Origin of the sequence: Streptomyces spirodelae (assembly GCF_017676385.1) — a bacterium.
In the GTDB taxonomy this organism is placed as follows: Bacteria; Actinomycetota; Actinomycetes; order Streptomycetales; family Streptomycetaceae; genus Streptomyces; species Streptomyces spirodelae.
This window is the reverse complement of record NZ_JAFFZN010000009.1, coordinates 66,027-92,481: the sequence shown is the minus strand read 5'-3', so window position 1 is coordinate 92,481 and position 26,455 is coordinate 66,027. Positions and strand designations below refer to the sequence as shown.

Below are 26,455 nucleotides of genomic sequence, written 5' to 3'. Positions count from 1 at the left end.
GAAGCCTTCCTCACCCTGGGATGCGGACTGCTCTGCTGCCCCTAGTTCTTCTGCAGGGCGCGGGTGACACCCGCGATGACGGCGGTCGTCAGCACCCAGCCGAAGGCGATCAGCAGGTAGGCCAGCCATTGGAGGCCGTCGTTCGGCCAGTACCAGGCGGTGCGCTGGCCCAGACCGCCGATGGGGACCAGAAGGTCGAGTGTGTAGACGACGGGCTGGAACGGGGCTCCTTCGCCTGGTTTGACCGGGCTGGGGGAGTGAGCGCTGAAGGACAGCGTACCCAGCAAGGTCAGTGCGAGGAGCCAGACACCGGCCAGCCAGGGGCGGTAGCCGTAGCCGACAGTCGCGTCGAGCAGGTGCCCCCACATGCGCGCGGCCCAGGGCAGAGTTCGGCGCCGATGGCGCTGTTTGGCCAGGAGAACGCGGCGGGCGTCGTCGTCGTGGCCGGCTTTCCGGTACCAGCTCGCCAACTGCTCGTACGGCTGCGGGCTGTAGCCTGGGCTTCGCCGAATCCACGCCACCCGTCGCGCAACGGAGTCCCGCCGCCCCACTGCTTCCCTGCGCTCGCCGCCCTCCTCCACCTTGATGGAGCCGTAGCCGAAGCCGTCCAGCTCCACCACGTCCGGCCAGCTGTGATCGCTGTCGTGGAGGTTGGACACCTGTGCGCCTCGCAGGTCCACGCTGCCGGACGGAGACCGGGCGAGGGTGAAGTCGAAGTCGACGGCCTGCATCAAAGGCGCGACCAAGGACGGGCTGCGCCCGTCGGGCGGCCCGTTCAGGACGGCTCCCTCAAAGGTCAGGTTGTTCGAGATCCGGGCGCCCCGCAGCCGTACGGTACCGTTCGCCATGAACCCGTCGGAGAAGTCGAGCGTCGAGGCCACGGCGTTGTCCAGCGCGAGCGCCACCCCGCGCGGGCCGGGGCTCACCAGCTGTGCACCCTTCATGAACAGTCCGCCCGGCAACTGCGCCCCCAGCAGCCGTACCTCACCTCGCACGACGAACCCGCCCCTGCAGGTCACGCCTCCTTCCATGACCAGGCCGCCTGCGGCCACGGCCCACCCGCCGGGCGCGCTGATCTCAGTCCCGTTGAGGAGCATGCCGCCAGTCACCCGGGCGTCGCTCAGGGACAGGGCGGTGCTCACGTGGTTGAAGGGCGAGGAAGCGAGGCTCTCCACCACGGAGCGCCGCAAGTCGAGCGTTCCCTCGATGCAGGCCGCATAGGCTTCGATGCCAGGTACGTGGCTGCCCGTGATCACGACGGTTTGTGCCGACGCTCCGAGCAGGTCAACCGACTCCTCGAACCAGCAGTCCTCAAGCCAGAGGGCGTAAGCGACCTGCGCGCCGGCCAGATTGAGGTGACCGGATATCCGCGCCCCGGCGAGCCTCAGACATGCCACGGCGCCCGGCTGCCCGGTGTTCGCGCCCAGGAGGAGCGCCACCATCACCGCGGCCCGCACCGTCCGTTCAGGGCCCCAACGCCCACCCTCGGCGGCACGGTCCTCCTCGGGCACGCCCGTGCGCAGGTCCACGCGGCGTCCCTCCGGGAACGCGTCCCACAACTCACGCTCGGGTGAGGTCAACTCGTCGTATGAGAGCATTCGTGCAGAGTAGTGATCCACCTTCGCGCTCGCCTTGCCCACGCACGAACGGGAGCGGCCCTCTCTGCCAGGGATTCAAGGCAGGCCGCCGCCCGTCACTCTTTCGCGGAGCCCGTCAGCATGCCCTGGATGAAGCGGCGTTGCAGCACCAGGTAGACCAGCACGACCGGCAGGGCGATCAGTGTCGCGGCGGCGGCCAACAAGGCGGTGTCCGACGCGTGCTGGCCCTGGAAGAAGGCGAGACCCAGCGGTACCGTCCGGTGCGCCTCGTCGCTCACCATCACCAGGGCCATCAGGAACTCGTTCCAGGTCCACATGAAGACGATGACGGTCAGCGTGGAGAAGGCGGGCCGCCCCATCGGCACCAGGATGCGGGTGAGGGTCGACCAGTGGGTCGCCCCGTCGATGCGGGCCGCCTCCAGCAGGGAGCGCGGCGTGTTGCGGAAGTACGTGCGCATCCAGAAGACGCCGAAGGCGAGGGACTGTGCGGTCTGCGGCAGGATCAGCCCCCAGTAGGTGTTGGTCAGCCCCCAGTGCCGCAGGTCGAAGTAGAGCGGGACGATCACGGCTTCCTGCGGGAGGGTGAGCCCCAGGACGAACAGGTAGAACAGCCAGTTGGAACCGGGGAAGCGCATGGTGCCGAAGGCGTAGGCGGCCAGGGTGGCCAGCACCGTGGTGGCGGCCACCACGGCGACGGCCACCAGCACGGAGCTGAACAGGTAGGTGCCGAAGTGACCGCGGGTCCAGGCGTCGGCGAAGTTGCCCCAGTTGAGGCCGTCCGGCAGCGCGAAGCCGGTGTCCAGCGAGTCCTGGCCGGCCAGCGCGGTGGAGAGGATTCCGGCCACCGGAGTGAGGGCGATCAGCGCGAACAGGCCGAGGATGCCGTAGGTGACGCCGCGTTCGGTGCGGGAAGTGTTCATCGTCTGCGGCCCTCCACGAGCCTGGTGACCACCATGGTCAGCGCGAAGATCACGGCGGTGAGGGTGATGCCCATGGCCGAGGCCGAGCCGACCTCGCCGCTCTCGAAGGCCCGGCGGTAGACCTCGTAGGCGGGTACGGAGGTGGCGTTGCCGGGGCCGCCGCTGGTGGTGATGTAGATCAGGTCGAAGTTGCGCAGCGCCGCCACCAGGGTGAGGGTGAGCGCGACGGCGACCTCCGCGCGCAGCCCCGGAAGGGTGACGGTGAAGAACTCCCGTACCGGTCCGGCGCCGTCGATACGGGCGGCCTCGTACAGCTCCCGTGGGATGCGCTGCGCCCCGGCGAGGAAGAGCACGAGGCACAGCCCCGTCTCCACCCAGGTGCCCACGGTGCCGACGGCGGGCAGCGCCCAGGTGTCGTCGCCCAGCCAGGACCGGGTCAGGCCGCCCAGGCCGACGGCGCTCAGCGTGTCGTTCAGCAGCCCCTCGGGGGCCAGCACCGCGCGCCAGGCGACACCGACCACGACCATGGCCAGCACCTGCGGCAGGAACAGCACGGTGCGGAAGAAGGTCATACCGCGGATACGGAAGCGGGTCAGCGCCGCTGTGAGCAGCAGGCCGATGGCCACCGGCAGGACGGCGTAGAACAGCAGCAGCACCGCGGCGTGCGCGAAGGGGGCGCGCAGTGCGGGGTCGGTGAGCAGGTCCCGGTAGTTGTCGAGACCGGCCCAGCTCGCGCGGGTGAGCCCGTCCCAGTGCAGCAGGGAGAGCCAGGCGGTCTGGCCGAGCGGCCACAGCAGGAAGACCCCGAAGACGGCGAGCGCGGGCAGGACGTACAGATAGCCCACCGCCCTGGGCTCGCCGGGTGCTTGGCGCCGGTAGCGGGCGGTGAGGCGGCGCAGTACGGCCGCACTCCCCCGGCTTCCCGTGCCGGTGTGCGCGCTCATCCCTCGTCCTCGGAGCCTGTGCGCTGCCGGGCGCGGAATTCCGCGTATTCCTTCTGCATCCGCGTGGCGAGATCGCCAGGGCTGAGTTTGCCGCTGAGGACGCCCTGGAGGTCGGCGGAGAGGGTGTCGTAGAAGGTGGGCGTGGTGTAGTCGAGGTAGGGCACCAGCCCGTCGGCGGCGTTCAGTCTCTGCCAGCCCGCGAACATCTGGCCGTCGGCCTCGTCCGGGTCGAGCTGCTTCGCGGCCTTGCCGGGCACGATGGGCAGCACTCCCTCCTCGGTCATCACCTTGGAGGCGTGTGCGTCGGTGAGGAAGTCCAGGTAGGCGGCGGCGACTTCGGGGTGGTCGGACTTGGAGGTGATGGACCAGGGCAGGCCCTCGCCCCCGGTGGTGACCGGCTGCCGTCCCTCGGCCGGGGGCGGCGGCATGAAGCCGAGGTCGTCACCCATGGGTTTGCGCAGGTCGGCAAGTTGCCAGGTGCCGGTGATCAGGAAGGCGCCCTTGCCGTCGGCGAACTGCTTGGCGGCGTCGTCGTAGCCCTTGCCGTTGGCGCCCTTGGGGAAGTAGCCCTTCTCCGCCCAGTCGGCGAGGGTGCGGGCCGCCTTGCGGGTGGGCTCCGTGTCGAAGCCGCCGCCGCGGCCGAAGACCGTCTCGCGGACCGGCTCGGCGCTGCCTGCCGCCTGGCCCTGGAGGACGCCGAAGGTGTGGATGGCGGGGTATTTGTCGAGGTTGCCGAACTGAATGGGAAGTTCTCCCGCCTTCTTCAGCTTCGGCAGTGCGCCCGTGAGGTCCTGCCAGGTCCTCGGCGGCTCGAGGCCCGCCTTCCGCAGCACCTTCTTGTTGTAGTAGACGCCGATGTACTCGCCCTCCTGGGAGATCCCGTACAGCTGTCCGGTGCCGAACTGCTTGCCGTCGGGCGAGACCCGGTTGAGGTTGAGCAGGGTCTGCGGGAAGCGGGTGTTCCAGCTGTAGAGGCCCGCGTAGCTGTCCAGCGGGGTGAGCATGCCGGCACGGGCGAAGGCCACCATGTCGGAGTAGCCCTGGTTGGCCTGGACGACGTCGGGCGGGTTGTCGCCGCTCAGGGCGAGTTTGAGGGTCTTCTTCAGATCGTTGAAGCTGCGTGCCACCCGCTTGATGGTGACGTTGGGGTACTTGTGCTCGAACTCCTTGTTGAGCCGCTCGATCTGGGCGTTCGCGCCGCCGCGGGTCTGCTGGTCCCACACCGTGAGGGTGACCTTTCCGGCCTTGCCGGGGTCGGGTATGGCAGTCGCCGCGGCCCCCTGGGAGCCCGCCGCGCCGGAACCGTCGGTCCCGGGAACGCAGGCTGCGGCCAGCAGCAGCGCGCCCAGCACGATGCACGAGCGCCCTCTCCTGTGGTGCCGGTGCGCTTTCATGGTCGTACGCCTCCTTGTTGCTGGGAAGGGGCTGCCCCTGGCTTCGCGTCGCAGGCTGCGGTTCCGTTTCGGCTCGGCGCGCCCGCGCGGCGGAGCCGCATGAACGAGCACAGCCCCGCGCCCCTGCGGGGCGCACGCGCCCTCATGAGCGGAAGCCGATGGTGGGGGTGGCCCGCAGGGGCCAGTCGCCACCGCCGCCGGGCAGCAGGCCGTCCAGGAAGGAATAGCGCCGCATCACCTCCTGGCTCTGGCCGCCGATCCGCCGTGCGTACTGCCACCAGGCGGCCACCTCGCTCCAGCCGGGTGCCGAGAGGGAGCCGCCGAAGTGCTGTACGGACAGTGCCGCGGTCAGGTTGGCGAAGGCGAGCCGGTCGGCGAGCGGCCAGCCGGCCAGCGTTCCGGTGGTGAAGCCGGCCATGAACACGTCCCCGGCCCCTGTGGGGTCGAGGGCTTCGACCTCCAGCGCGGGCACGTCCGCGTACTCGCCGGTGGTCCCGTCCACCGCCACCGCGCCGCCGGAGCCCTTGGTCACGACCGCGACGGGCACCAGTTCGGCCAGCTCCCGTACGGCCGCCTCCGGGGTGTCGGTGCGGGTGTAGTGGAGGGCCTCGGTGGCGTTCGGCAGGAAGGCGTGGCACAGCGACAGGTCTGCCAGGGTGTCCGGGTCCCAGGCGCCGGTCTCGTCCCAGCCGGTGTCGGCGAAGATCAGGCTGCCTTCGGTGTGCGCCTGCCGAACCCAGTCCCCCACCCGGCCGGGGGACAGCGAGGTGACGCAGGCCCGCGAGCGCGGTCGGGCGGCGACGCTGACGCACGGTTTGGGCGCCTCGTGGCCGTGGCTGACCATGGTGCGCTCGCCCTCGTACGCCATGGAGACGGTGACCGGTGAGTGCCAGCCCTTCGCCCGGTGCGAGGGCGCCAGGTCGATGCCCTCGCTGCCGGAGAGGGCCTCCCAGCAGTAGTCGCCGTACATGTCGTCGCCGAAGGCGGCCGCCAGCGCGGTGCGCAGCCCGAGCCTGCGCAGCGCTGTCGCCATGTTGGCCACTCCGCCGGGGCTGGAGCCCATGCCGCGGGCCCAGGTCTCGGTGCCCCGTACGGGAGCGTGGTCGAGGCCGGTGAAGACGATGTCGAGAAAGACCGTGCCGGTGAGGAAGACATCGGTCTCAGGACCGCCGTCCGCGCGGAGGGCGGCCAGCGGGTCCAACCAGCTCCCGGTCGGTGCGATGGGGGTCCCCCCTGTTCGAGCGGAGTCGAGAACTTGGGGGAGGGCGCTCCCAGTGGTGCTCAAGGCCGTTCGCCCCTCTCAGCTATGGCCAGAACTCAGCTTTTCCGTGACTGATTTGAGCGATACCTTGCACCCTTTCGCGGCCGCTTGCAAGAGGTCGGTCATAGTCGCGCAAAGACGCTCAGTCGCGCTAGGGTGCGGAGCATGTTGCGCGAAACCCGGCACGAGAAGCTGCTGCGGCTCCTGAGCGAGGAGGGGGTGCTGCCGGTCGTCGAGATCGCCCGGCGGCTCCAGGTCAGCGAGGCCACCGCACGGCGGGACGTGTCCGACCTGTCCGGGGCCGGCCGGTTGCGCCGGGTCTATGGCGGCGCCATCGCCCGCGAACCCGTCGAGCGCCCCTTCGCCGAGGAGGAGGTGGACGACCTCCCGGCCAAGGAAGCCGTCGCGGCCGGGGCCGCCGAGCTGATCCAGAACGGCGAGACGGTGCTGCTCGACATCGGCACCACCACCCTGCAGCTCGCGCGCCTGCTGCACGGCCGGAAGATCACCGTCGTCACCTCCAACCTCGCCGTGTACGAGGAGTTGCGCTCCGACCCGGAGGTGAGTCTCGTACTGCTGGGCGGCGAGGTGCGGCGCAACTACCGTTCCCTGGTCGGCCAGCTCACCCAGGCCGCGCTGCGCGAGATCTACGCCGACCGGGTCTTCCTCGGCACCAGCGGGGTCCTGGCCGACGGCCGGGTGCTGGACACCACGGAGGTCGAGGTCCCCGTCAAACGGGCCATGCTGGGCTCGGCCAGGCAGGCGGTGCTGCTGGCCACCGCGCGCAAGTTCCCCGGCACCGGCAGCGCGCGCGTCTGCGAGGCCGCCGACATCGACATGCTGATCACCGGCCAGGAGACCGACCCGGCCACCCTCGCCACGTTCCGCGAGGCCGATGTGGAGGTAGTTCAAGTATGACCGGAATGACGAGTGCCGACGGCGCTCCCGGAATGCGGCTCACCGTGCTCGGCGGCGGCGGGTTCCGCGTACCGCTGGTCCACCGTGCGCTGCTGGACGACGCACAGGGCCCGGATGCGGCCGGGCGCTGCACCGAACTCGTCCTCCACGACACCGACCCCGGCCGGCTGAACGCCATCAGCGCCGTCCTCGCCGAGCAGGCGGCCCGGCACACCGGGCCCGCGCCCGCCGTACGCACCACGACGGACCTCGACGAGGCGCTGGCCGGTGCCGACTTCGTCTTCAGCGCCATCCGCGTCGGCGGCCTCGCCGGACGGGTACGCGACGAGCAACTACCGCTGGCTGAGGGGCTGCTGGGTCAGGAGACCGTCGGCGCGGGCGGAGTGCTCTACGGACTGCGTACCGTACCCGTGGCCACCCATATCGCCGAACGCGTCGCCGAACTCGCCCCGCGCGCCTGGGTCATCAACTTCACCAACCCCGCCGGGATGGTCACCGAGGCGATGAGCCGCGTGCTGGGCGACCGCGTCATCGGGATCTGCGACTCCCCCGTGGGACTGTGCCGCCGCGCCGCGCGGGCCGTCGGCGCCGACCCCGACCGTGCCGAGTTCGACTATGTGGGCCTCAACCACCTCGGCTGGCTGCGCCGCATCGTGGTGGACGGCACCGACCGGCTGCCCGCGCTGCTGGCCGATGCCCCGGCCCTGGAGTCCTTCGAGGAGGGCAAGCTCTTCGGCGCCGAGTGGCTGGGCGCGCTGGGCGCCCTGCCCAACGAATATCTGCACTACTACTACCACCACCGCGAGGCGCTCACCGCGATTCGCGAGGCCGACGCCACCCGGGGCGAGTTCCTCGCCCGCCAGCAGGAGGGCTTCTACGCGAAGCTGGCCGACGGCGACGGCGCCGGCCGTGCCTTCCAGACCTGGGAGGACACCCGCCGCGAACGCGAGGAGACCTATATGGCCGAGAGCCGCGAGGCGTCCGGCGGCTGGCAGCGTGACAGCTGCGATCTGGACGGCGGCGGCTACGACCGCGTCGCGCTGGCCCTGATGCGGGCCATCTCGCGCAATGAGCGCACGACGCTCATTCTCAACGTCCGCAACCGGGGGGCAGTGCCCGGTCTTGACGGCGATGCCGTGGTGGAGGTGCCGTGTCTGGTCGACGCCGGGGGTGCCCGGCCGTTGGCGGCCGGGCCGGTGGCGCCGGACCAGCTCGGGCTGATGCTGCAGCTCAAGGCTGTCGAGCGCAGCGCCATTGAGGCGGCCGTCGACCATTCGCCGCGTATGGCGCTGCGCGCCTTGGCGCTCCATCCCTTGGTCGACTCGGTGCATGCCGCGCAACGGGTGCTGAGGGCCGCACAGGGCTGATCGCTTACGCTTGCGTACCCCGCATGGGGGCTGCGCTTGCCCACCCTGCGCCCCTGGCGCAGAATGCCCAAGCGCAACAGGTGCCCCCTCCAGGGGCACCCCCTCAGCGGGGCAAGGGAGCCTTGCTCTCTTTCAGGCGCTTACGCGCCTTGGCGCGAGCCCTCAGCACGTGGGCCACCGCCTGGTGGTTGGCGTCGCTGACGACAGAGAGCAACCCGCCCATGATGGCGACGTTCTTGCCGAAGTGAATGCGCTGAGCCGAACGCTGCCCCGAATCGTCCTCCTCCCAGAACGGGTGTCCGGCCAAGGTGGTCGGCAGCAGCGAGGCGGCCAGCGCCAGCGCCGAGGTCCTCGGGAGGCGCCCGGCGGTGAGCAGCGCACCGGCCACGACCTGAACGGCGGCGTTCACCCGTACGAGCGTCACATCGTCACCCGACAGCGGGACCTTCTCGCGCAGCCTGTCGAGAAAGGGCGCCGCCATCTCGGCCGGAGGCTCGGGCTTGCTCAGTGTCCCCCATCCCGCGTTGATGAAGAACGCGCCGAGCAGCGGGCGGGAGACCAGTTGCAGAGGTGTCATACCGGGTCCTTGGGTGCGGGCGGGCGGAGGGCGGGGCGGCGGTGCCGTCACCGCCATGTCACGCGTACCACGCGCACGGCGCAAGCCGGAACCCTCCGTACGGCGCACTGCCGTGCCCCGGCGGGGGCGCTCACCCGGATGACGCCCGTGGCGGTGCGGCCCACGGCGCGGGGAGGGAGAGTGGCCGAAGCGGTCACCGAGCGGAGGTCGGGCGGATGAGCGGCGAGTTCGCGGGCAGGGCCGCACTGATCACCGGCGCCGCCTCCGGCATCGGGCTGGCCGTGGCCCGCCGGCTGGCGCGGGCCGGCGCCTCGGTCGTCGTCGCCGACTACGACGAGGACGCCGCCCAGCTCGCCGCCGGGGAGCTGGAGACCGCGGGGGCGCGCGCGGAGGCGCTGGTCGTCGACGTCACCGAGCCGGACTCCGTCCGGGAGGCCGTGCGGTTCACCACCGAGACCTTCGGCTCGCTCGACCTCGCGGTGAACAACGCGGGGGTGGCCGGGCCCTCGATGCCCACCGGCGAGTACGAGGTCACGGCCTGGGACCGGATCATCGCGACCAATCTCGGCGGCGTCTTCCACGGGCTGCGGTACCAGCTCCCCGTCATGTCGGCGGCGGGCAGGGGCGCGATCGTCAACGTGGCGTCCGTCCTGGGCGGCAACGGCTTCGCGGGGAGTCCCGCGTGTGCGGCCGCCGAGCACGGCGTCGTCGGCCTCACCAAGACGGCGGCGCTCGAATACGCCGACCAGGGGGTACGGATCAACGCCGTGGGCCCCGGCTTCATCGACACCCCGCTGCTGCGCGGGACGGACCGGGCGACGCGGGAACGCCTGATCTCGCTTCATCCGCAGGGCCGCCTGGGGACGGCCGACGAGGTGGCCGAACTGACCGCGTTCCTGCTGTCCGAGCGCGCCTCCTTCATCCAGGGCAGCTACCACCTGGTGGACGGCGGCTATTCGGCGCGGTGACCACCCGCCGGAGCTGCGCCCGGAGCCCAGCCCGTAGCCGACGCCCAGGAGTCACACCGGCCCCAGCCCCGCCTCGGCGAGGCAGCGTGCCACCGCGGCGCGCTCCTCGCCGTTCAGGGGGCGCATCGGCAGCGGAGTGGTGGCCGTGGCGATGATCCCGCGCCGGCACAGTGCCTCCTTGAACGCGCCGATGGCCGCCGAGTAGGTGCCCAGCCTGGCGGGATCGCCCACCCGGGTCAGCCCGAACAGCCCGCGCAGCCGCTCCTGTTCGGCTGCCGCCGCCAGGGTGTCGCCGCGCCGCATCGCCCGGTGCAGGGCGACATAGCCGTGCGGGTCGACGTTGCCCAGGCCGGGCACGATGCCGTCGGCGCCCAGCGCGAGGGCGGTGTCGGCCATCGTCTCGGAACCGGTGAGCACCGAGAAACCTTGGGCGCGTGCGCCATTGGCCTCGGTGAGGTGCAGGAGGCTGCGCAGCTGGTCGAGATCGCCGCTGCTGTCCTTGAGACCGGCCAGCACCCCGTCGGCTGCGAGCTCGGCCGTGACCTCGGCGGGGAGCTTGCGCTGGACGTTGCCGGGGATGTCGTACGCCCACAGCGGCAGACCGACCGCTTCCCGCACCGCGCGGAAGTGGTCGGCCATCTCCCCCGGGTGGGTGGGCGAGTAGAAGGGCACGGTGGCCACCACGGCATCCGCGCCCGCGTCCCGCGCGGCGCGCGCCTGCGCGACGACCCGGTTGGCCGTCATGTCGACGGCGCCGGCCAGGACGGGGACGGTGCCGCCGACCGCCTCACGTACGGTGCGCAGCGCCGCCAGCCGCACCTCGTCTGTGTGGTAGGCGAGTTCACCGGTCGAGCCGTTGACGAAAAGGCCGTCGACCCCGGCATCGAGCAGGAACGCGCACAGCCGCCGGAGCGAGGCCGCATCCAGCTCCCCCGCCCCGGTCAGCGGGGTGCACAGCGGGGGGATCACCCCGCCCAGCGCTGTACGGTCCGCGAGGGCCGGTCCTGATACGGGTTGGTCGGTCATCGAGGCATTGTCTCCCAGCGGTGCCGGCTGTCACTTCGGAGTGGTACGAGGACGGGGGTCGAACTGGTCCGGGTCGACCGCAGGTTGCTCGGTCAGATCGCCCTGGGGCGCGGCTCCGCGGCACCCCATCAGCCGCTGCACCCGCAGCGGCGCGTCGACGGCGATCAGCACGATCACCACCAGGGTGAGGGAGAACGTCAGCCAGGCGAGTGAGGGGCCCAGGCTGTGTCCGCCCGCCAGGGAGGCGCCCAGCACGGGCGCCACCGCGCCGCCGAGGGAGCCGACGTTGTAGGTGAAGCCGAGCCCCGCCGCGCGCTCCGGGGTGCGGAAGTAGCCGCCGATCAGCTTCGGCAGCAGCCCGGAGATGCCCTGCGCGAACATCTGCTGGAAGAACAGCAGCAGGGCCAGCCAGACGGTCTGGCCGCTGTCCATGGCGAAGACCGGCAGTACGAAGAGCATCGACACACACAGCGAGGCCACATAGGTGCGCCGGGTGCCCCACCGGTCGCCGAGGAAGCCCACCAGCACACAGCCGGCCACGTTCCCGAATCCGGCGAAGAAGAGCATGTCGCTGACAGTGCCGGGTGAGAAGTCCAGGTCTGTCTTGAGGTAGGTGGGCAGCAGCGCCTGGATGGGCCAGGAGTACAGGAACGCACAGAAGACGGTGATCATCAGCGTCACCATCATCGGCGTACGCCGCCCGGCGAACTGTGCGGCGAACAGCACGAATCCGGCGGCGGCGAGAGCGGCCAGCGGCCAGGTGAGGCGCCCGGCCCGCTCGGTGAACAGCAGGAACAGGCTCAGCCCCACGGCGAGGGTGACGGCGTGGTTGAGCAGGGCGTGGCGACCGCGGTAGAGCACGGAGACGAAGTCGGGCTGCGCGGCAGCCGTCTCCCCCATGCCGCAGCGGGTGGGGGCGGCACGGGCCTCCTCCCAGTCCCTGGACTCCCTCAGCCCGCGCCGCATCCACAGGGCGAGTGCGATGGGGATGACACCGAGGAAGAACATCGCCCGCCAGCCCCAGGCGGGCACCACGAAGCGGTAGAGCTGCCCGGCGATGATGGCGCCGACCGCGTACCCGGAGATCAGCAGTGAACTGGCGCGGTTGCGGGCGGCGGCGGGCCAGCTCTCGATCACATAGGTGGCGCTCGCCGAGTACTCCCCGGCCATGCCGAGGCCGAGCAACAGCCGCGCGGCGAACATCGACCAGTAGCCCCAGGACAGTCCGCAGGCCAGGGAGCCGACCGAGTACAGCACGATGCTGAGGATCATCGCGGGTTTGCGGCCGTACCTGTCGCCCACGGCGCCGATGGCCAGGCCGCCGAACCAGCGGGAGATGAAGGCGGCCGAGACGAGCGTCGCCGCCGTGACGGTCGACAGCTCGAAGGTGCCGGCAACTTCCGTCAGCACCAGGGTGATCAGGACGAAGTCGAAGCCGTCCATGAGGTATCCGAGCCAGGCGGCGAAGAGCGTCCTGCCGTCGTGTCTCGTCAGTCCCGCCATCGCGGAGCGCCCCCTCGGCCGCCGGAAAGATCAGACGTAGGACATGGGATGTCCTGACGTGGCGGGACGCTACACGCGCTCCGCGGCCCGGGACAAGGGTTCATCCCACCGTCGGCACAGCCGAGTTGGCCGGCCCGCCAGCAGCCGGACCGCCTCCCTGCCTCAGCCGGTCGTGGCGAGTGCCGCCGCCTCCGCCTTTCTGGTCCGCCACAACTGGGCGCCGACACCGGAGGCGAGCAGCACCACGCAGCCGGAGAAGACCAGTCCCGCGTTGCGCAGTCCGAGCCCCGTGCTGAGGGCCCCCACCCCGACGACCGGCAGTGAGATGCCCAGGTACGCGACGACGAACAGTGCGGAGATGGTGCCGCCCCGGTGCTCCTCGGGTGCCCTGGCGCTGACCACCGCCATGGCCGAACGGAACGCCAGGCCCTGTCCGATGCCTCCGGTGAGCGCTCCCGTCACCAGCAGAGCTAGCGAACTCACCAGCAGCGACAGGCCCACCTGCGCCATCCCGAGAACCAGTCCCAGACAGCCCAGCGGCAGCGCCACCGCGGCGCCGAACCGGCCGGTGAGCGACTGTCCGAGCAGCGAGGCGCAGAAGACGGAGAAGACGACCGCGCCGGAGGCCGCCAGATTCGCGATGTGCAACGTCCCGCTCATGAAGCCCGGCGAGACGGCGGTGAACAGGCCGAACACCGCGAAGCCCGTGAAGCACGCCAGTCCGGCGGGGAGGAAGACCGGCCGCACCTGGCGCGGCACCTCCATCCCGCGCGGCCGCAGCGCGGGCCGGGGGCTGGGCGGCCGGACCGTCTCCGGAAGCGCCCAGGTCAGCACCGAGGCGACGGCCAGCAGCGCCAGATGCGCGGCGAAGGGGAGGGCCAGCGGGCGGGGCGCGTACTGCGCGAGGAGGCCGGCCAGCAGCGGTCCACAGCCCAGTCCGCCCATGTTCGCGGCGGTGGCGGCGAAGCCCCGGCTGCCGCTCGGCGCCAGCTCCAGGACGGTCGCGGTCGCAGCCCCGCTGAACAGCCCGGCCGCGAACCCGGACAGCAGCCGCCCCGCGAACAGCAGCGGCAGCCCGCCCTCCAGCAGAAAGCATCCGGCACTGGCCGCCGAGAGGGCGAGAGCCACGAACAGCACGGGCCGCCGGCCCAGCTTGTCGGAGAAGTCGCCGGCCACCAGCAGGACGACGATCACACCGACCGCGTAGACGGCGAAGACGACCGTCACCATCAGCTCACCGAAGCCGAGCTCCTGCCGGTAGAGGCCGTACAGCGGGGTCGGCAGCGTGGTGCCCGCCATGCCGACGGCGAAGACGAAGGTCGCCGCCGCGTACCACACGAGGGCGCGCCGTGGCCGGTCGTCGTGTGCGGTGCTGTCCTCGGTCACGGCTGCCGACCCTAGGCCGTCCGCTCCCCCGCGCGCCCAACGGCCCCTAGCCGGCCCATGTGTAGCGGACGACCCCCGCGATCCTGTCGTGTTCGGCCAGCGCGCCGTCGGCCACGAAGACCACCTCGGCCTCGGTGGACAGCGCCCACTCCACCGTCTCGTCGACGATGTCGTCGTACACCTCGCCCGACTCGTCGCTCACCGCGTCGTCGGCGGCCGGCGAGAGATGACCGCCGGTCAGCCGCACCTTCTGCCGGTAGGGCTCCTCGACGACCAGCAGCGAGAGCCGCCCCTCCTTGGCGGCCCGCCACACCTCGTCGATTCCCACCACGAACTCCTTGCGGCCGATCGCCTCGCCGAGCCGGGCGAGCGCCTCGTCGGCCCTGGCCCGCAGGGATTCGGCCCGCGCGGGTGCGACGGCCTCGTGGACGACCGAGGGCCGCGCGTTGGCCAGACCCCCCTTGGGCACGGTGGCCAGCGCGTTGCGTGCCGTGTGCGTCCCCACGTCGGCCAGCGCCGTCAGCCCGTGCTGCAGCCCCGCGATCAGCAAGGGGCGAGGTTCCGTCTCCAGCACCTTGGAGAGGCCCGCGTCCACGTCCCGCAGGTGCTGAAGTGCCGCCTCGTCCCGGTAGCCGGTGGTGAAGTCCCCGGTACGGGAGGCCCGCTCGCGCTCGGAGAGCTCGGTCTCGTGCTCGACAGGGAAGCCGAACCGCTGCTCCTCGGTGAGCTGTTCGCCCACGCCGCTGAACAGCCTGGCCTTCTCCTCGTCGAAGGTGAGGACCCAGTAGGGGCGGTTCTGGGCGTGGGCCGCGACCAGGTTGCGGGTGAGGAAGGTGTCGTTGATGACGATGCGTTCGGCGCCCGAGCGCCGGGGCAGGTGCCAGAACTGGTGCTCGCCCTGCGCTGCGAAGACGACCAGCGTGTCGAGCGCGTACGTCGGATCCAGTTCGTTCTCGGCCTGCTCCAGCTGCTTGATCACATCGGCCCGCGCCGACGCCGGGACCAGCGGGTCCTCGGCGAGCCGCCGCCCGGTCTCGGCGATGAGATTGCGCAGCCGCACCGGGTCCTGCAGCTTGTCCGGCTTGGTGCGGTGGGTGGGCAGCACCAGGGTGACCGCGGGGTAGGGGCGCGGCTTCCGCAGAGTGGCGAGGACCTCGTTGGTCAGGTCGTTGGTGCGCATCCGTACCTCGTTCCGGAAGGGGACGACGACCGCGCACTCCAGCATCCCGCCGCCCTCCCGGGTCCGCACGTCGGAACCCGCCGGGCGGGCGGCCCACCAGGCGGGATGCTGCACGAGAGGTACGGACGTAACCTGGATGGGGCGCCCTGCAAGCGGGGGAAGGAGCGACTTGTGAAGTCAGATACTCACCCCGACTACCGCGAGGTGGTCTTCCGTGACCGGGCGGCCGGTTACGCGTTCCTGACGCGTTCGACGGCCACCAGCGACACCACGATCGAGTGGGACGACGGGCGTATGTACCCGGTCGTCGATGTGGAGATCTCCTCGGAGAGTCACCCGTTCTACACCGGAAAGGCGCGAGTCGTGGACTCCGAAGGCCAGATCGCGAAGTTCCGCCAGCGCTACGAGGGGACGACGCCGGACGCCATCCTGCACGCCGCCCCCGAGAGCGAGCCGACACCCGAGGACCTGGTCCTCGCCTCCGGACGCGACCTGTCGGAGGAGAACCTGCAGTGGGCCCGCGAACGCCTGGCGGCGGAAGGCCGGGCAGCGATGGACCGGCGGCTGCCGTAGCCCCGCGCCCCTGAGGGGCGCGGGGAACTCGCCGTGGGCTCAGTAGCCCACGGTGAACCGCTCCCTGACGTGCCGTGGGCTCTCGATCTCGTCCAGCACGGCTACGGCGTAGTCCTCCATGGAGATGTGGCTCTCGCCGTTCTCCCCCACCACGAGGTCGTCCTTGCCCACGCGGTACGTCCCCGTACGCTCACCCGGCTCGATCATCGCGGCGGGGCTGATGTTGGTCCAGCGCAGGTCCTCGACGCCGCGTAGGAACTCCAGTGCGTCCCCGTGCGCGTGCATGATCTGCAGGATGCTTTCGGGCAGCCCCTCGGTGTCCCACACCTGGGAGCCGTCGGGCTTGCGCAGCGACCCCGCGCCGCCGACGAACACCAGCGAGGGCGCTCCGGCGCCGAGCGACCGCAGCCCGGTCACCAGCGACTCGGCGGCGGGCCTGATGGTCGCCAGATGGCCGGGGCCGTCCTTACCACCGACCGCGCTGACGATCACATCGGCGTTCCCGCCGACAGCGGCGACGGACTCGGGCGAGAGCACATCGCCGGTGGTGACCGTGACCGCCTCCCGGGAGGCGACGAACGTGCTGGGGTCGCGGACGACGGCGACCACCTGGTGGCCCCGGTCGAGTGCCTCGCGCACGATCCTGCTGCCGATGTTGCCGTTGGCCCCGAAGACGGCGATGTTCGCCATGGCGGTACTCCTGTTGCTGCGTACGGGTGGGGGTGGGCGTCGGCCGAGTGGCATGTTCCGCCACGCTCGCGGCCGCGTCCTCCGCGCGGGAAGGACGACACCTCGAAGCTAACCGGGCAGCAGCGGTGCCGCGAGGTAAGGTCACGACCAGCCATGGTGAGAACCGGACACTCAGCCGCATCGGCGTCGGCCGCGATCCCCGAGCTCCCGTACGCCCCGCCGCCGGGCGTCGCGGCCACGGGCATCGAGGTGATGACGCTGTCCGAACTGCGCGACCGTGCGGCGCGCGGCGGCCAGCGGCTCGCCGACCCCCAGCGGCCCGGCTTCCACCAGCTGTTCGCCGTGGAGTCGGGAACGCTGCGCCAGTCGGTCGACTTCGCCGGACACACCACCGGGCCCGGCGCCTGGCTGTGGGTGCGCCCGGGGCAGGTGCAGCAGTACCAGGACGTGGCGGAAGCCGAGGGCACACTGATCCTCTTCCAGCCCGCCTTTCCCGACCCGGCGACGGCAGCCGCCGTCGGACTGGACGAGGCCACCGGCGCGGTGTCCCGGCACCCCTACGACGAGGAAGCGCGCGCGGTGCGTATCGCGCTGGACCATCTGCGGTTCGAGTTCGCCGCCGGGCGCACCCCGGCCGCCCGCGCCGCCCACACGGAGGTACTGCGCCATCTGCTGGGCGTGCTGCTGCTGCGGCTGGTACGGCTGGCGGGGACGGAAGAGCAGGGCCCGGACGCGGTCACCTCTTCGGAGCCGTTCCGCCGGTTCCGCGCCGCTGTGGAGAAGGACTTCGCCCGCACCCGGCGCGTCGCCGACTACGCGCACGCGCTGGGCTACTCGCCACGCACCCTCTCCCGGGCCACCCGCGCCGCGGCCGGACTGGGCGCCAAGGAGTTCGTCGACCGCCGCGTCATCCTGGAGGCCAAGCGCCTCCTGGCACACACCGACCGTTCAGCGGCGCGGATCGCCGCCGCGCTCGGCTTCGCCGACGCCACCAACTTCGCCAAGTTCTTCCACCAGCGCTCCGGCACCACCCCCGGCGCCTTCCGCGCCGGGGTGCGGGACGCGGGAGAACGCGCCCGCTGAGCCGGCCCTGCGGGCTACTTCCACAGCGCCAGCTCGGCCGCCAGCCGGATGTCGACCGCGCTGCGGCCCACCGCGAAGGTGTGCGGGTCCTCGGCCGGATGCCAGGTCAGCCGGGCGTCGTCCCAGGTCTGTACGGCGCGCAGCGGAACCTCCAGCCGGGCTTCGGCCACCTCGCCGGCGGCCGCTTCGACCACGGTGAAGGCCGCCAGCCTGCGCTCCGGGCCCGCCGGTCCGAGATACAGCTGGACGACCTCGCGGCCGGTGCGCTCCCCGCTGTTGCGGACCCGGACGGTGACCCGCGCTACGGCCCCGTACGGGTCGTTCCCCCGGGCACCGTCCAGCGCGGTGATGTTCAGCGACTCGTACTCCCACCGGGTGTAGCCCAGCCCGTGCCCGAACCAGTAGGCGGGCGCGGGCACGGCGGCACCTCTCCCCCGGCTGCCGGCCGAGCGGTGCTGCCAGGCGCGGTAGCCGATGTACGGCCCCTCCGCGTACGGGAGGCGGCCGTCGCCGTCCGGGACGACCTGGCGCACCGGCAGGTCGTCCTCGGCGTCGGGCCAGCTCGTCGGCAGCCGCCCGCCGGGCTCCGCGGCACCCAGCAGCACATCGGCCAGCGCTTCGCCGCCCGCCTCGCCCGGGAACCAGCACAGCAGTACGGCGGCGACGTCCTCGCGCCACGGCATCAGCACGGGCGCGCCCGCGTTGACCACCACGACGGTGCGGGGGTTGGCCCTGGCCACGTGGGCGACCAGTTCGTCCTGGCGGCCCGGCAGGGCGAGGCTCTCGCGGTCGACGCCCTCGACCTCGGACTCGTCCGTGGTGCCGACGAACACCACGGCACAGTCCGCCTCGGCCGCCGCGCGCACCGCACGCTCGGTCAGCTCCTGCTCGGAGACGGCGGGAGCGCCGTAGCCGAGTTCGAAGGAGATCAGCCCGAACAGGCCGCCCACGCCGTACGCGGGGACGGAGTGCCGGAGGCGGACGGACAGCGGCTCGCCCGCCTCCGCGTCCAGCAGGAAGGTCCGCTGGGGCGGGTTGAGGAAGGCGGCTGCCGGATCGTCGCTCTCGGCCTGGAGCTCCGCGTCGTAGAGCACCCTGTCCCCCGCCTCCAGCCGGAAGTGGCCGACGCCGCGCACCGCGAGCCGGTGGGTGCCCGTCTCACCCGGTGTGAAGGAGCCGAGCAGTTCCACACGGCCCAGATCGGCGAAGGAGACCCCGCCGGGCAGGCTGCCCATCCAGCGCACGCTGCCGTCCCGCTGCTCCACCCGGGCCAGCTCGGCGTCGTCGAGCCCGTGCAGGACGGCGGTCAGCCGGAAGCCGTCGGCCGCGGTCGCGGCGGCGAGCCGGGAGCGGGGGTCGGGGCCCGGTTCATAGGACACCTCGGTACCGGGCGGCAGCGCCGCGCGGAGCGCCTCCAGAGGGGTGCGGACGTGCTCGGGGAAGACCTGGGAGCTGCCCCCGCCCCCGAAGCGCAGCGCTGAGGCGTGCAGTCCGCTGACGGCGATCCGGCGCACGGTGCCGCCGGGGGGCTCAGCGCCGGAGGGCTCGGCCCCGGCGACGGCGAGCGGGAGCAGTGGGGCAGCGGCGGGCTCGTTGCGCAGCAGGACGAAGGACCGCGCAGCCAGGCCGCGTACGGTGGCGGCGCCATCGAGCGGCGCGGGCAGCTCGGCGGCGGGCACGGCGGGCGGCACGCCGTCCAGAACCCCGACGCGGGCCGCGAGCAGCAGCACCCGGCGGGCGAGCACATCGACCGTCTCCGCGGACACCCGGCCCTCGCGGACGGCGGCGACCAGATGTTCGCCGTAGACGGTGTCCGGGCCCGGCATGGCCAGGTCCAGGCCGCCGCGTACGCAGCCGAGAGTGGAGCGGGCACCGGTCCAGTCGGAGACCAGCACCCCGTCGAAGCCCCATTCGCCGCGCAGCACCCCGTTGTTGAGCACGTCGTGCTCGCTCATCGTCACCCCGTTGACGCTGTTGTAAGCCGCCATGACGACCCAGGGGCGTGCGGTGCGCACGATGCGTTCGAAGGGTTCGAGGTACAGCTCGCGCAGGGTCCGGCCGTCGGCACGTACATCGACGGTGAAGCGGTCGGTCTCCGCGTCGTTGCCCACGTAGTGCTTGGGCGTCGCGGCGACCCCGCCCCGCTGGAGACCGGCGACGAGTGCGGCGCCCAGCGCCCCCGTCAGCTGCGGGTCCTCGGAGTACGCCTCGAAGTGCCGGCCGCTGTAGGGGGTGCGGTGCAGATTGACGGTGGGGGCCAGCACGACGTGCGCGCCCTTGCGGCGGGCCTCCTGGGCGAGCAGCAGCCCGGCCGTACGGGCCGCCTCCGGGTCCCAGGTGGCGCCGATCGCGGTGGGGGACGGCAGCGCGATGCTGGGGTCCTCGGGCGACCAGTTCTCGCCGCGCACCCCGGCCGGCCCGTCGGAGAGGACGAGCCTGCCGAACCCGGCGGGTGACAGCGCGCTGTCCGGGCCGACCGACCACATGTCCGTGCCCCCGAGCAGCGCCACCTTCGCCGGCAGGTCCAGCTCGGCGAGCGCGGCCTCGGCGGCGGCTTCCTGGGGGCTACGGTCCATATCCCACTCCCACCGCTCGTCCCACTCTGTCGATCACCGGCTGCCGCCAGCTTCTCACCTCCGCTGGGCCGGAGGCCGGACCGACAACGGAAATCATGAAGAACGCGCAGGTCAGGGCCGCGTTATCGGTTTTGACAACGGTCACCGGTGCAGCCTTTGCACCCCCGGGGTGGGGTGGGTTTCACTGCACTCAGCCCGCACCGCCGGGCGGCGGCCGCCGGCCGCCGAGGGAGGGGCACCGAGGGAGAGGAACACCGTGGGGGCGAGAACCGAACAGGGGCAGGGACAGCCGGGGCACAGCCATGGGAACGGCCACGCCGGGCACACACACGGGGTGACCGCGGGGGCCGACCACCGCTGGCTTTCGATGGCACTCGCGCTGATCAGCGTGTTCATCGTCGTCGAGACGGCGGTCGCCGTGCTGGCGGGCTCCCTGGCGCTGCTGTCGGACGCGGCGCACATGCTCACCGACGCGGTCTCGATCGTGCTGGCCCTGGTCGCGATGCGGCTGTCGGCACGGCCCGCGCGCGGCGGCTACACCTTCGGCCTCAAGCGCGCCGAGATCCTCTCCGCGCACGCCAACGGGCTCACGCTGATTCTGGCCGCCGTCTGGCTGGCCTACGAGGCGATACGCCGACTGCTGGACCCGCCCGAGGTCACCGGCTGGATGGTGGTCACCACAGCGCTGGTGGGCATCGTGGTGAACCTCCTGGCCACCTGGTGCCTGTCGCGCGCGAACCGCTCCTCGCTCAACGTCGAGGGTGCCTACCAGCACATCCTCAACGATCTGTTCGCCTTCATCGGCACCGCCGTTGCCGGCCTCGTCGTCCTGGTCACCGGCTACGCACGGGCCGACGCCATCGCCACCCTGCTGGTCGTGGGGCTGATGCTCAAGGCCGGGTACGGGCTGCTGCGCGACTCGGGCCGCATCTTCCTGGAGGCGGCGCCGGTCGGCCTCGACCCGGACGAGGTGGGCGACGAACTGGCCTCGGCGGAGTCCGTGACCGAGGTGCACGACCTGCACATCTGGACGATCACCTCGGGCGAGCCCGCGCTGTCGGCGCACATCCTGGTCGAACCGGGCGGCGACTGTCACCGCGTCCGCCGCGACCTGGACCGGATGCTGGCCGAGCGGCACGGTCTGACCCACACCACCCTCCAGATCGACCACGCGGACCCGATTCCGGCCGGCGCCCACGCGCTGTCCAGCCTCTCGGCGGGCCACTGCGAGACGCCGCACGGCCCCGTGCACCACGACGGACCGCACCCGCACTGACGCCGGCGCCGGGCGGAGACGGGGCCCGGCGCGGAGACGAGCCCGGCGCGGAGAGGGGCCGTTCGGCCCCTGCTGGGGGCAGTCGCGGTGGGGCACTCTGAGGGAAGTCCCCGGGCGCCTCCCCGTCAGGCGCCCGGGCCTGTGCCACCGCTGGGCAGCCGCCCGCGGCCTGTGGGGGGTCCGCGGGCGGCATCAGCGGCCCGGCTCCCGTTGCCCGCACCCGGCAGCGGCAGCACGGGAGTGATCCGCCTCAGGTCCGCGTCCCGCTCTCGCAAGGGCCGTCGCTCTCAGTGGGACTCGGCGTGGGCGTCGGCGACGCGGAGCCGGTCGGACCGGGGGACGGCGAGCCGGTGTCGTCCGGGCAGCCGGGGGGAGTACTGGGGCCGCCCGGACCGCTGGAGCCGTCCTCCTCGGGAGGGTGCCGGGCCGCCGCTGCTCGCGTGCGGGGCATTGATTTCTTCTTACGCATGAGTAAGTTGACAGTCTCGTCACCAAGCGCACCACCCCAGGCACCACACCCGTACCCGCGAACAGGAGCCTCCCGATGGGCGTCTGGAAGGACCTCAGGACAGCGAAGCGCCGCGGCGACATCGACTCACGCGGCCCGGTGAAAGTGATCAAGGAGGGCGGCACCGTACGCGAGGCCCGTGCCGCGCCCCTGGTCGCGCCCACCACCTCAGGAAGCCTCGCCGATCTCCCCTTCACCAACGCCGCCGAGGCACCCGATACGGTCGTCATCCGCCGGAAGTGCGGGGACCAGTGGCTCCCGGTGACCGCCGCCGACTTCGCCCGCCAGGTCGCAAGCATCGCCAAGGGGCTGATCGCGGCGGGGCTGCGGCCCGGGGGCCGGGTCGGGCTGATGTGCCGTACGCGCTACGAGTGGTGCGTAGTGGACTTCGCCGTCTGGGCGGCCGGCGGCCAGACCGTACCCCTCTACCCCACCTCCTCCAGCGAGCAGATCGCATGGATACTGCGCGACTCGGGCGCCGCCTTCCTGCTCGTGGAGACGGCCGAGCACGCGGCCGCCGCCGAACCCGCGCTGGCAGCACAGCCCGAACGGCCCCGGCTGTTCCGTATCGACCCGGCCGACGGCGAAAGCCCCGCGCTCGCCCGACTCGCCGAGGACGGGCGGGAGATACCCGACGAGGAGCTCACCCGGCGCCGTGCGGGGCTCGGCCCGGACACGACGGCCACCCTCTGCTACACCTCCGGCACCACCGGCAGGCCCAAGGGCTGCGTGCTGAGTCACGGCAATCTGCACGCCGAGGCCGCCAACACCGTCGAGCTGCTGCACCCGGTCTTCAAGGAGGTCACCGGGCAGACGGCAGCCACGCTGCTCTTCCTGCCGCTGGCGCACATCCTGGGCCGCACCATTCAGATCGCCTGCCTTTTGGCGCGGATCGAGTTCGGGCACTGCCCCAGCATCAAGCCGGACGAGCTCCGCCCGGAACTGCGCTCCTACCGGCCGACGTTCGTCGTCGGCGTGCCCTACCTCTTCGAGAAGATCCACGACACCGGCCGGGAGACGGCGGAGAAACTGGGGCGCGGCTCCTCCTTCGACCGCGCCGACCGGATCGCGGTGCGGTTCGGCGAGGCGTATCTGCACAAGTTCCTGGGCAGCGGCAAGGGCCCCTCGCCCGGTCTGTATCTGGCCTGGGCCCTGTACGACCTGCTGGTCTACCGGCGCATCCGCAAGGAGCTGGGCGGCAGACTGCGCTACGCCATCAGCGGCGGTTCACCGCTGGACCGCCGGCTCAGTCTGTTCTTCTGCGCCGCGGGCGTCGTCATCTACGAGGGCTACGGGCTCACCGAGACCACCGCGGCCGCCACCGTCACCCCGCCGCTGGGTCCGCGCCCCGGCACCGTCGGCCGCCCGGTGCCCGGCACGGCGGTGCGGATCGCGGACGACGGCGAGGTGCTCGTCAAGGGCGGCATCGTCTTCGGCTCGTACTGGAACCGGCCCGAGGAGAGCGCCGAGGCGCTGTCCGACGGCTGGTTCGCCACCGGTGACCTGGGAGAGCTGGACGAGGACGGGTATCTGACCATCGTCGGCCGGAAGAAGGACATCCTCATCACCAGCGGCGGCAAGAACGTCTCGCCCGCGCCGCTGGAGGACCGGCTGCGCAGCCGGCCACCGGTGGCGCAGTGCATGGTGGTCGGCGACGGCCGCCGGTACGTGGCAGCGCTGGTCACCCTGGACCCGGAGGCTGTCGCGCACTGGCTGCGGGTGCGCAAGCGGCCCGCCGGCACACCGCTCGCCGAGCTGTGCGAGGACCCGGAGCTGGTCGCCGCCGTGCAGCGGGCCGTCGACTACGCCAACGAGTCGGTCTCGACGGCCGAGTCCATCCGCCGCTTCCGCATCGTCGACGGCGAGTTCACCGAGGAGAACGGCCTGCTGACCCCGTCGCTGAAGGTGAAGCGGAAGGCCGTGGCCGAGGCGTACGCGCAGGAGATCGAGTCCCTCTACAGCGAGCAGCAGGTCCGGTGACCACCGCGGCGCCGCTCAGGTCATGGCGTCGATCCCGGTCAGCGCCCGGCCGATGATCAGCTTCTGCACCTGGCTGGTGCCCTCGTAGAGCGTGAGCACGCGGGCGTCCCGCAGGTACTTGCCCGCCGGGTACTCGTCGATGAACCCGTAGCCGCCGAAGGTCTGCAGACAGTTGTTGCTGACCTTCACGGCCGTCTCGCTCGCGTGGTACTTGGCGACCGAGGCCTCGGTGGCGTACTGCCTCGGCGTGGCGCCCGCGTCCGCCATCCGCGCGACCTGGTACGTCAGCAGCCGCGCCGCGCGGATGTCCACCTCCGACTCCGCCAGCAGCTCCTGCACCAACTGGAAGGAGGCGACCGGCCTGCCGAACTGCTCGCGCTCGGTGGCATAGCGCACGGCCGCGTCGAGCGCCCCCTGCGCGAGCCCCACCGAGCCGGCCGCCACCGAGATCCGGCCGCGGGAGAGCGCGCCCAGCGCGATACCGAGACCCTTGCCGACCCCGCCGAGGCGCGCCGAGTCGGGCACCCGCACGCCGTCGTAGGCCAGTTCGGCGGTGGCCTGCCCGCGCAGCCCGAGCTTGCCGTGGATGCCGGTCGCGGTGAAGCCCGGCGCCTCGGTCGGTACCAGGAAAGCGGTGATGCCGTCCTCGCTCGTGCGGGCGAAGGTGAGGGCCACATCGGCGACGGTGCCGTTGGTGATGAACGTCTTGGCGCCGTCGAGGATCCAGTCCCCGCCGTCCCGCCGGGCCCGGGTACGGAGCGAGCCCGCGTCGGAGCCGGTCCCGGGCTCGGTGAGCCCGAAGCAGCCCAGCGACTCACCGCCGGCGAGCCGTGGCAGCCACTGCCGCTGCTGCTCCTCGGTGCCGTGCGCGGCGATCGTCTTGGCGACCAGTCCCAGCGAGACGGAGACGATGCCGCGGACCGAGGAGTCGCCGCGGCCCAGTTCCTCGGTGACCACCGTGTAGGAGAGCATGTCGGCGGGTGTGCCGCCGTACTCCTCCGGCAGCGTCAGACCGAGGAATCCGAGCTCCCCCAGCCGCCCGGGTATCGCGGGGTCCACCGCTTCCGCGCGGTCCCAGTCCCTGGCGTGCGGGACGACCTCACGCTCGGTGAAGTCCCGCGCCATGGCACGGAAGTCCCGCTGGGTCTCGCTGAGCCCGAAATCGCGCTGGTCCATGTGCTCCCTCTCCTCTTCTCGGCTCCCCGTCCGGAAAGCGCATCCTCATTCCGGCAGGCGCGGCATCGGTGTGCTCAGCGGCAGGCCCAGGCACGCGCGGTGGGTGAGCCACGGGGTGGGCCGGTAGCGCGGGTCGCCCGTCTCCGTGTGGAGAGCCCGCAGCAGGGTGAGCATGCGCGCAGCACACACCCCGTCGCCCCAGGCCAGCGGCCCGCGCGGATAGCCGAGGCCGAGGGTGACGGCCACGTCGATGTCGTCCGGCTCCGCGATACCGCGCTCGGCGATACCGGTGGCGACGTTCACGATGGAGGCGAGCAGCCGCTGCGCGACCGAGCCCGCGGTGTCCCGTACGACGGTGACCGCGTGACCGTCCCGGGCGAGCACGGCCACGGCGTCCCGTACGGCGTCCTCGCCTGTCGCGGGGGTGATGGCCAGCACCCGGCGCGGGGTGTCCAGCGACAGCGGGTCGACCCCCAGGGTGCGTTCGGCGGGCAGCCCCTGCTCGGCGACGGCGGCCGCGACCGAGGTGCCCCAGGTCGGCACCAGGACCAGCGCGTCGTCACCGGGCTCGTGCGGCGTGGCCGGCGCCGCCAGTTCGGAGCCCGTGACCCGTACGGCACGCGCGGGGTCGCCGCCCTCGATCAGGGGCTCCGGGAGCGAGGGCCCCGCCTCTCCCTCGCCGTACGCGTAGAAGCCCCGCCGGGACTTGCGCCCGTAGAGCCCGGCCGCGAGACGGTTGGCCGGCAGGTAGGAGGGGCGGAGCCGGTCGGCGTGGCGGAAGCCGTCCCAGACGGTGTCCATCACCGAGGCCGTCACATCCAGCCCCGTCAGGTCCATCAGTTCGAACGGGCCCATGCGCAGCCCGAGTACGTCACGCGCGATCCGGTCGAGGGCCGGGTGACCGGCGACGGACTCCTCCAGCAGCGCGAAGGCCTCGGTCACCAGGCCGCGTCCGGCGTGGTTGACGAGGAAGCCGGGGGTGTCGGCCACCGTGACCGGGCGGTGCCCGGAGTCCGCCACCAGGGCGGTCAGCAGCTCGGTCACGCCCGCCCGGGTGGCGGTGCCGGGCACCACCTCGACGAGTTTCATCAGCGGGACGGGGTTGAAGAAGTGCAGCCCGGCCAGCCGCCCGGGGTCGTCGAGCCGGGCGCCGATCCGGGTGACGGACAGCGACGAGGTGTTGGTCGCGAAGACCGTTGCGGCGGGCAGCGTCCGCTCCAGACCGGTGAACAGCTCCACCTTGACGTCGAGGTCCTCCAGCACCGCCTCGATGACCAGTTCGGGGGCCGTGCCGTCGTGGGCGCTGCCGCTCGCGGCGTCGTACGGGGAGTCCAGCGGTACCAGCGCCGCTCGCGCGCGGTCGGCCGCCGCGCGGCTCGTCCGGCCCTTGGCCACCGCACGCTCCAGCATGGCGTGGACGAACGCGACCGCGTCGGCCACCGCCTCGGGCCGCGCGTCGGCGAGTTCGACCGTGTGTCCCGCCGTGACGGCCCACTGTGCGATGCCACGGCCCATGGTGCCGGCTCCCACGACCCTGATCCGCATGAACGG

The 26,455-nt window shown here is 72.2% G+C and carries 20 protein-coding genes and 1 pseudogene; 7 read left to right on the top strand and 14 right to left on the bottom strand.

The window, feature by feature from the left end; translation table 11 throughout:
* Positions 1-41: 41 nt before the first annotated feature.
* The 5 genes from JW592_RS12230 to JW592_RS12210 all read right to left on the bottom strand — a co-directional run bounded on the left by JW592_RS12230 (position 42) and on the right by JW592_RS12210 (position 6,057).
* The gene (locus JW592_RS12230) at positions 42-1,598 is read right to left on the bottom strand and encodes an oxidoreductase (RefSeq protein WP_209265027.1); all 1,557 of its coding nucleotides are present in this window, start codon (positions 1,596-1,598) and stop codon (positions 42-44) included.
* A gap of 95 nt (positions 1,599-1,693) precedes the next feature.
* Positions 1,694-2,518, bottom strand: a complete 825-nt coding sequence (locus tag JW592_RS12225; RefSeq protein ID WP_209265026.1) for a carbohydrate ABC transporter permease — start codon at positions 2,516-2,518, stop codon at positions 1,694-1,696.
* Positions 2,515-3,462: a carbohydrate ABC transporter permease gene (locus tag JW592_RS12220; protein WP_209265025.1), complete on the bottom strand. Its 948-nt coding sequence runs from the start codon at positions 3,460-3,462 to the stop codon at positions 2,515-2,517. The genes JW592_RS12225 and JW592_RS12220 overlap by 4 nt, the downstream gene beginning before the upstream one ends.
* Positions 3,459-4,856 carry an ABC transporter substrate-binding protein gene (locus JW592_RS12215; RefSeq protein WP_209265024.1) on the bottom strand — a complete coding sequence of 466 codons (1,398 nt, stop codon included), beginning with the start codon at positions 4,854-4,856 and terminating at the stop codon, positions 3,459-3,461. Before JW592_RS12215 ends, JW592_RS12220 begins: the two co-directional genes overlap by 4 nt.
* A gap of 142 nt (positions 4,857-4,998) precedes the next feature.
* A complete protein-coding gene (locus JW592_RS12210) occupies positions 4,999-6,057 on the bottom strand; it encodes a carbohydrate kinase family protein (RefSeq protein WP_209265023.1) in 1,059 nt (352 codons plus the stop codon).
* A 225-nt stretch (positions 6,058-6,282) separates the two neighbouring features.
* On the opposite strand from JW592_RS12210, the gene JW592_RS12205 reads away from it, so the two are divergent.
* Complete coding sequence (locus JW592_RS12205; protein ID WP_209265022.1) at positions 6,283-7,035, top strand: DeoR/GlpR family DNA-binding transcription regulator; 753 nt, start codon at positions 6,283-6,285, stop codon at positions 7,033-7,035.
* Positions 7,036-7,067: 32 nt separating this feature from the next.
* Positions 7,068-8,402: a 6-phospho-beta-glucosidase gene (locus JW592_RS12200; protein WP_209265156.1), complete on the top strand. Its 1,335-nt coding sequence runs from the start codon at positions 7,068-7,070 to the stop codon at positions 8,400-8,402.
* A 103-nt stretch (positions 8,403-8,505) separates the two neighbouring features.
* On the opposite strand, the gene JW592_RS12195 is transcribed toward JW592_RS12200, so the two are convergent.
* Positions 8,506-8,979 carry a DoxX family protein gene (locus JW592_RS12195; protein WP_209265021.1) on the bottom strand — a complete coding sequence of 158 codons (474 nt, stop codon included), beginning with the start codon at positions 8,977-8,979 and terminating at the stop codon, positions 8,506-8,508.
* A 215-nt stretch (positions 8,980-9,194) separates the two neighbouring features.
* Here JW592_RS12195 and JW592_RS12190 point away from each other — a divergent pair, with 215 nt between their 5' ends.
* Positions 9,195-9,947 carry an SDR family NAD(P)-dependent oxidoreductase gene (locus tag JW592_RS12190; protein WP_209265020.1) on the top strand — a complete coding sequence of 251 codons (753 nt, stop codon included), beginning with the start codon at positions 9,195-9,197 and terminating at the stop codon, positions 9,945-9,947.
* Positions 9,948-9,998: 51 nt separating this feature from the next.
* On the opposite strand, the gene JW592_RS12185 is transcribed toward JW592_RS12190, so the two are convergent.
* The 4 genes from JW592_RS12185 to JW592_RS12170 form a co-directional block, all read right to left on the bottom strand.
* Positions 9,999-10,973 (bottom strand): dihydrodipicolinate synthase family protein, encoded by a 975-nt coding sequence (locus JW592_RS12185; protein WP_209265019.1) that lies wholly within the window; start codon positions 10,971-10,973, stop codon positions 9,999-10,001.
* Positions 10,974-11,003: 30 nt separating this feature from the next.
* On the bottom strand, positions 11,004-12,476 hold the full coding sequence (locus tag JW592_RS12180; protein WP_209265018.1) for a sialate:H+ symport family MFS transporter: 1,473 nt from the start codon (positions 12,474-12,476) through the stop codon (positions 11,004-11,006).
* 162 nt (positions 12,477-12,638) lie between these two features.
* Positions 12,639-13,862, bottom strand: coding sequence for an MFS transporter (locus JW592_RS12175; protein WP_307805385.1), 1,224 nt, complete (start codon positions 13,860-13,862; stop codon positions 12,639-12,641).
* Positions 13,863-13,908: 46 nt separating this feature from the next.
* Positions 13,909-15,111, bottom strand: coding sequence for a baeRF3 domain-containing protein (locus JW592_RS12170; RefSeq protein ID WP_307805384.1), 1,203 nt, complete (start codon positions 15,109-15,111; stop codon positions 13,909-13,911).
* A gap of 102 nt (positions 15,112-15,213) precedes the next feature.
* On the opposite strand from JW592_RS12170, the pseudogene JW592_RS32690 reads away from it, so the two are divergent.
* A pseudogene (locus JW592_RS32690) lies at positions 15,214-15,453 on the top strand (type B 50S ribosomal protein L31); the annotation flags it as partial.
* 201 nt (positions 15,454-15,654) lie between these two features.
* On the opposite strand, the gene JW592_RS12160 reads toward JW592_RS32690, so the two are convergent.
* Entirely contained in the window at positions 15,655-16,305 is a 651-nt protein-coding gene (locus JW592_RS12160) for an NAD(P)-dependent oxidoreductase (protein WP_209265016.1), read from the bottom strand.
* Positions 16,306-16,458: 153 nt separating this feature from the next.
* On the opposite strand from JW592_RS12160, the gene JW592_RS12155 reads away from it, so the two are divergent.
* Positions 16,459-17,388 (top strand): helix-turn-helix transcriptional regulator, encoded by a 930-nt coding sequence (locus JW592_RS12155; protein WP_209265015.1) that lies wholly within the window; start codon positions 16,459-16,461, stop codon positions 17,386-17,388.
* A gap of 14 nt (positions 17,389-17,402) precedes the next feature.
* Here JW592_RS12155 and JW592_RS12150 read toward each other — a convergent pair whose 3' ends face one another.
* A complete protein-coding gene (locus JW592_RS12150) occupies positions 17,403-19,964 on the bottom strand; it encodes a glycoside hydrolase family 3 protein (RefSeq protein WP_209265014.1) in 2,562 nt (853 codons plus the stop codon).
* A 256-nt stretch (positions 19,965-20,220) separates the two neighbouring features.
* On the opposite strand from JW592_RS12150, the gene JW592_RS12145 reads away from it, so the two are divergent.
* Both JW592_RS12145 and JW592_RS12140 read left to right on the top strand, forming a co-directional pair.
* The gene (locus JW592_RS12145) at positions 20,221-21,240 is read left to right on the top strand and encodes a cation diffusion facilitator family transporter (RefSeq protein ID WP_209265013.1); all 1,020 of its coding nucleotides are present in this window, start codon (positions 20,221-20,223) and stop codon (positions 21,238-21,240) included.
* A gap of 544 nt (positions 21,241-21,784) precedes the next feature.
* Positions 21,785-23,728 carry an AMP-dependent synthetase/ligase gene (locus JW592_RS12140; RefSeq protein ID WP_209265012.1) on the top strand — a complete coding sequence of 648 codons (1,944 nt, stop codon included), beginning with the start codon at positions 21,785-21,787 and terminating at the stop codon, positions 23,726-23,728.
* A gap of 15 nt (positions 23,729-23,743) precedes the next feature.
* Here the strand turns inward: JW592_RS12140 and JW592_RS12135 are convergent, their stop codons facing one another.
* Positions 23,744-24,904 carry an acyl-CoA dehydrogenase family protein gene (locus JW592_RS12135; protein ID WP_209265011.1) on the bottom strand — a complete coding sequence of 387 codons (1,161 nt, stop codon included), beginning with the start codon at positions 24,902-24,904 and terminating at the stop codon, positions 23,744-23,746.
* 45 nt (positions 24,905-24,949) lie between these two features.
* Positions 24,950-26,449, bottom strand: a complete 1,500-nt coding sequence (locus JW592_RS12130; protein ID WP_209265010.1) for a 3-hydroxyacyl-CoA dehydrogenase — start codon at positions 26,447-26,449, stop codon at positions 24,950-24,952.
* Positions 26,450-26,455 lie beyond the last annotated feature (6 nt).